We start from the raw sequence: 4,742 nt of genomic DNA, 5'->3' as shown, positions 1-4,742 counted from the left end.
ACAATCGAAAAAACCGCTATAGCATCCGCCATAATTATTCCCACTCAAAGACACAATATAACAAATTTTACGCCGTTATTGTTTTTAACAATTTAGCCCTAAAAGATCTGCGCTCTTTAAAATAACATACACCTCAGCAAGTTTTGCAACAGCCAACACCTTTCAACGTTTAGGTTTTAATACTTAGCAGAGCTAAAGATTGCTGAGGTTCACCAGCATTGGAATATTCATACACACCTGAAAGTCTTAGGGTAATTATTCCCATCGGCGGAAGAGCGAAAAGACTGCTGCCTTTAACTGCAGAAGTTTCGAAGGCTTGTATTCGCCTCTTGAACAGACCGCTAATCGATATTTCACTACTCTGCTTGGCACGTCAAGGTGTGAAGAACTTCATTTTTGGAGTAAAAGGATATACAAATTATCGTGACCTCTACGATTATTTCGAGTCTGGCATCGGCTTTTCTGCAAGATACAATATCGAACCTCGCATTCATGTGAAATATCAGCCAAACGAGGACGATGTGGGAAGCGGAGACTCTGCTAGGATAAACATCGAGTATTATAACATCGAAAATCCCGTCTTCGCAATCCAAGGCGACAACATCTTTGACGTCGATCTGAAAGACTTTCTATCCTTTCACGAAAAAAAAGATGCATTAATGACTATAGGACTGCGTGAAGTAGAAAATGTCAAGGGTTATGGGATAGCGGACATAAATGGTAACATGCGAATATCCAGATTCGTAGAAAAACCTCGTCTAGAAGAAGCTCCATCTAATTTGGCTAACACTGGCTTATACTTGGTTAAACCAGAGATCAAAGAGATTTTCAAGGAAAAAGAAGTAAAGGAAATGATAGCGGTTAAGAAACGTTTAGACTTCGGATACGATCTGATCCCCTACCTAATCAAGACCGGTCGGCCAGTTTATGGCTATCCATTGAAAGGAAGCTGGTATGACATAGGAACTCCAGAGCGCTATCTCCAAGCAATGCAAGAAATACTGCAAGGCAAACTTTCCAGTCTCACCTATTTTGGAAGCAAAATTTCTGAAAATCCAACAGTTTGGGTACAAGGTGAAAGCTCCGAATCAATCAAAAGAAGAGAAGAAATCTCTGCCAAAATAGAGAAAGGCAAGATAAAACTTGAAGGTTCCGTGCTCGTAGGTAGACACTGCAAAATAGGCGACGGCACCCGTATCGTAGATTCATGCATTGACAACTTTACTAAAATTGGCAGTAACGTGACAATTGAGCGAGCGGCAATAATGGACCGTGCTATAATTGAAGATGGAGCTCAAATAGAAGAAAGCATCATTGGGAGACATACAACTGTAAATTCAACGAGAGAAAGGCCGACGAGAATAAATTCGGTTTCTGTAATTGCAGATGACGTAACAATTGGCGCTGGTTCACACTTGGTGGCGACGAAAGTTTATCCTCACAGTGGCGTGAAAGGGAAATACGCTCATATCGTACTTTCTAGTCCTCGACCGTCTAGCGTTTAGAACATTGAACATGCCTTGTTCCATTATTCTACGTGAACTCTGTATAGGTCAATGTCTTCTCTCATCATTCTTGTTAGCTCTAAGAACTCTCTTGCGGCACGCTTTACGTCTTTAGACTGCGTTATATACCGTCCCACGATTAAGATGTCGGCTCCTTTTGCTAGTGCTTCTTTTGCTGTTTCTGGGATTACGCCGCCTGCCACAGCTACTAGGAACTTTTGGTCTGCAAAAGTCTGCTTTAGCTCTTCGATGTGTTCTAATCCAAGGGTTCGTCTGGTTTCCATGTCGATACCGCGGTGTAAAATGACTATATTTGGCATTTCTTTCAGTGTTTTGAGTTTTTTAACAGGGTCTTCAACGTTCATCATGTCTACCACCGCGTATATTCCCAGTTTTTTCGCTTCATAGATGAAACCATCTAAAGTTTCCTTTGCTGCTACTCCAGCCGCTACAACAGCATCGGCAGTTTCTTCAAACGCCAAGTCCACCTCCACCTTTCCAACATCTAAGGTCTTCAAGTCTGCAATAATGAACAAGTCTCTGGCAACCTCTCTCAAGTCCCGAATCGCTTTGACACCATACTTCTTCAAAAGCGGTGTGCCGACCTCTAAGATTATTCTGTCGCTTTCCGGAAGCTCCTGTATTATGCTTTTTACTCTTCCAAGGCTTGGAATGTCTAAGGCGATTTGCAGGTACGGCGGCCGCCACAGCCGAGGCACTTTGAAGCCCATTATAGGATGCTTCGCCCTGTCTTTGTCGTATATGATTTTGTCGAGCGACGGATACTTAGCCAACGCCCTTTTCAGCGCCAGTCTAGTAGCGCCATAGTTGTAGTGGTATATCTTCCTGTAGTCTTTGGCGTTAGGATGAACGAAAACACTGCACACAATTACCCAGTCTTCTATTTTGTCTTTGGGAACAACCCCATCCTCAACAGAGTCTGCCACCGCCTTTGCTACAGCAGCTTGCGCTGGACCAAATATCCTACCTACCTGTTCAAGATTTTTCACCGTTACTTTCGGGATGAGAAGCGTGTGAGGTTTCGGAGGAAGATTAGGTCTTATCACTGCAAGAAGAGGCGTGTGCCCTGCAGACAAATTCGACATGCCTGAAGCAAAAGCTTCCCCAACTGGGCCGTCTTTGTCGCCAATCAACAAGTCAATGTGGGCAACTTCATCTCCCTCGCCCACTAGAGCTTCTCCAATTAGAAATACAGGTTTCTCGGCTTCTTTTACACTTTTCATAGACATCACAGTTTCTTTGTAAATTTGATTAAAGTTCACATCAAACTCTTTCATCCACTCGTAAAGAGTGTCTCGGTGGATATTCAACTGCCTTGCAGTGCCAGCAATTGTCGGTTTCCCTTTCTTTGTCTGCATTTGCTTGACAATAACCTTACTCAACTGTCGGATGAACTCCTTTTTACTAGCTGGCCGCTTAATAATAACTCTCGACACAATAACACTCTCAAGAGATTTTTACGACTATCGAGTATTTAAAATTGTCGGATAAACACATAAAAAGGGCGACAATCCCGACATCTTTTAGAGAAAAAACAATTCAAATTTTTTTGTTATCCGACATTCTTGAAAGTCCTTTTAAAAAAGCTTTCCGAGCTGAGGAAAAATATAGAAAGATGGCAACTATCTGAGCTATAAGGAGAGCATTGTCTGAATTGTCCACACACGTAGGTTAGTTTTGATATACGTTGTCAAGGGAGATAGTTTCTGGCAAATGTTTAGACTTTCTGTGTTGGCACTCCAACTTCCTTTAAAGCCTCAACTAATCCTGCTTTATCCTCACCCTTTATTCCCTTCCAGTCCAAAATGACAGCTTCAACCTTCTCCGCCGTGCGCTCCACACATTGCTTAATAACTTCCGCATCAACTTGCGAAATAACATACTTCGGAATCATATGGCCGAACACAAAAGAACCCTCCAGAGCCATACGTGAAAATTTTCTACTATAGTGAGGTCCACCTATACCGATTGCCACCGGCGAATATTTTGAGCGTTTACAAATCGGAGCCATTGCCGCATGGGCTACTGCTTCTGCGGCGTTCGCATCTTTCCATTGTGTTGGTGAGCTTCCAAGTTCCACAAACATTGCTGCCACATCGAGGGAAGGCCCGTGATGGGTGCATTCGTATGAAACCTTGTAATTTAAGCCCAGCGTGTTTTTTTGTTGTGCCATTTCCATTAAAGCTTCTTTCATTGCGTTTGCTGGTGCTATGGATGTTTTTCTTGGTATGCCACCTTTTTGGGCTTGATCTGTTAGATTGCCTGGTGTGTGGACTGAGAGCGTTGGGGTGCCGCTTTTGCTGCTGTGGCGTGAAATGTAGATTATGAGTTGGGGGTTGAAGTTGTTTGTGATGGTTTGGTAGTAGATTGATTCTTCTTTGATTGTTACAAGCTTCATCTCATTGTCGCCAATTGTCATGTAGTAGACTGGGGTGTTGTGAAATTTCTCTGTAGACTCCTCAAAGTCGTAGTGGGCAAGCAGTTGTTGTCGAATATTCATACTTGCAACGTCTTTTGCTGAAGCAACTATGAGAATCATCCGCTGTGCTCCGTCATTCATTTCTGAAGTTGTCAATAGGGTTTAAGGGTTTCCATAAAGCTTATATCATCTGGCTCTGGCTTTTGAAAAAAGACTGAGGATGCAATATGAGACACTTGATAAATTTTAAAGATTGGACTTCACAAGAGGTTGAGTTTCTTATTGACAAGGCAATAGAGATTAAAAAAGAACCTGCAAAATATCGAACTGCTTTGCAGGACAAATCTTTAGCCATGATTTTTCAGAAAACATCCACTAGAACACGCGTTTCCTTTGAAGTTGCTATGGCTCAACTGGGCGGTCACGCCCTCTACATGGACTGGCTGACAACCCAATTCAAGCTGGCAGACATAAGCGATGAGGTTAAGTATCTTTCGCGCAACGTCGACTGCATCATGGCGCGGCTGAAAAGAAACGTCGACTTGATGAAAATGGCTTCAGCGTCACAGGTGCCTGTGATTAATGGTTGTGACGATAAGTATCATCCTTGCCAAGCTATCGCTGATCTGATGACAGTAAAAGAGCATAAGGGCAGGATGAAAGGGTTAAAGCTGGTTTACATCGGTGTCCACAATAATGTGTGCAACTCCCTCATTGAAGCCTGCACCATGACTGGCATGCAGATTACAACCGTAACGCCGATTACACATGAACCCGCACAGGACTCTGAGTTGCTT

4 protein-coding genes are annotated in these 4,742 nt (G+C 43.0%); 2 read left to right on the top strand and 2 right to left on the bottom strand.

The genetic code is table 11. The features are described 5' to 3' along the window. The first annotated feature begins 218 nt into the window (after positions 1 to 218). Entirely contained in the window at positions 219 to 1,505 is a 1,287-nt protein-coding gene (locus tag OEX01_09315) for an NDP-sugar synthase (protein MDH5449180.1), read from the top strand. Positions 1,506 to 1,528: 23 nt separating this feature from the next. Here the strand turns inward: OEX01_09315 and OEX01_09310 are convergent, their stop codons facing one another. Beyond that, the gene (locus OEX01_09310) at positions 1,529 to 2,749 is read right to left on the bottom strand and encodes a bifunctional 5,6,7,8-tetrahydromethanopterin hydro-lyase/3-hexulose-6-phosphate synthase (GenBank protein MDH5449179.1); all 1,221 of its coding nucleotides are present in this window, start codon (positions 2,747 to 2,749) and stop codon (positions 1,529 to 1,531) included. Positions 2,750 to 3,243: 494 nt separating this feature from the next. Next, complete coding sequence (locus OEX01_09305; GenBank protein ID MDH5449178.1) at positions 3,244 to 4,101, bottom strand: hypothetical protein; 858 nt, start codon at positions 4,099 to 4,101, stop codon at positions 3,244 to 3,246. A 71-nt stretch (positions 4,102 to 4,172) separates the two neighbouring features. On the opposite strand from OEX01_09305, the gene OEX01_09300 reads away from it, so the two are divergent. Continuing rightward, positions 4,173 to 4,742, top strand: a 570-nt coding sequence (locus OEX01_09300; GenBank protein MDH5449177.1) for an ornithine carbamoyltransferase, incomplete at its 3' end; no start/stop codon positions are given.

This window comes from Candidatus Bathyarchaeota archaeon, from assembly GCA_029882535.1.
Taxonomy (GTDB): Archaea; Thermoproteota; Bathyarchaeia; order Bathyarchaeales; family SOJC01; genus JAOUKM01.
This window is presented reverse-complemented; position numbering and strand designations above follow the sequence as displayed.

Coding starts and splice junctions, on each gene's coding strand:
- OEX01_09310 (MDH5449179.1), bottom strand. CDS start 2,749: ATGAAAAGTGTAAAAGAAGCCGAGAAACCTGTATTTCTAATTGGAGAA.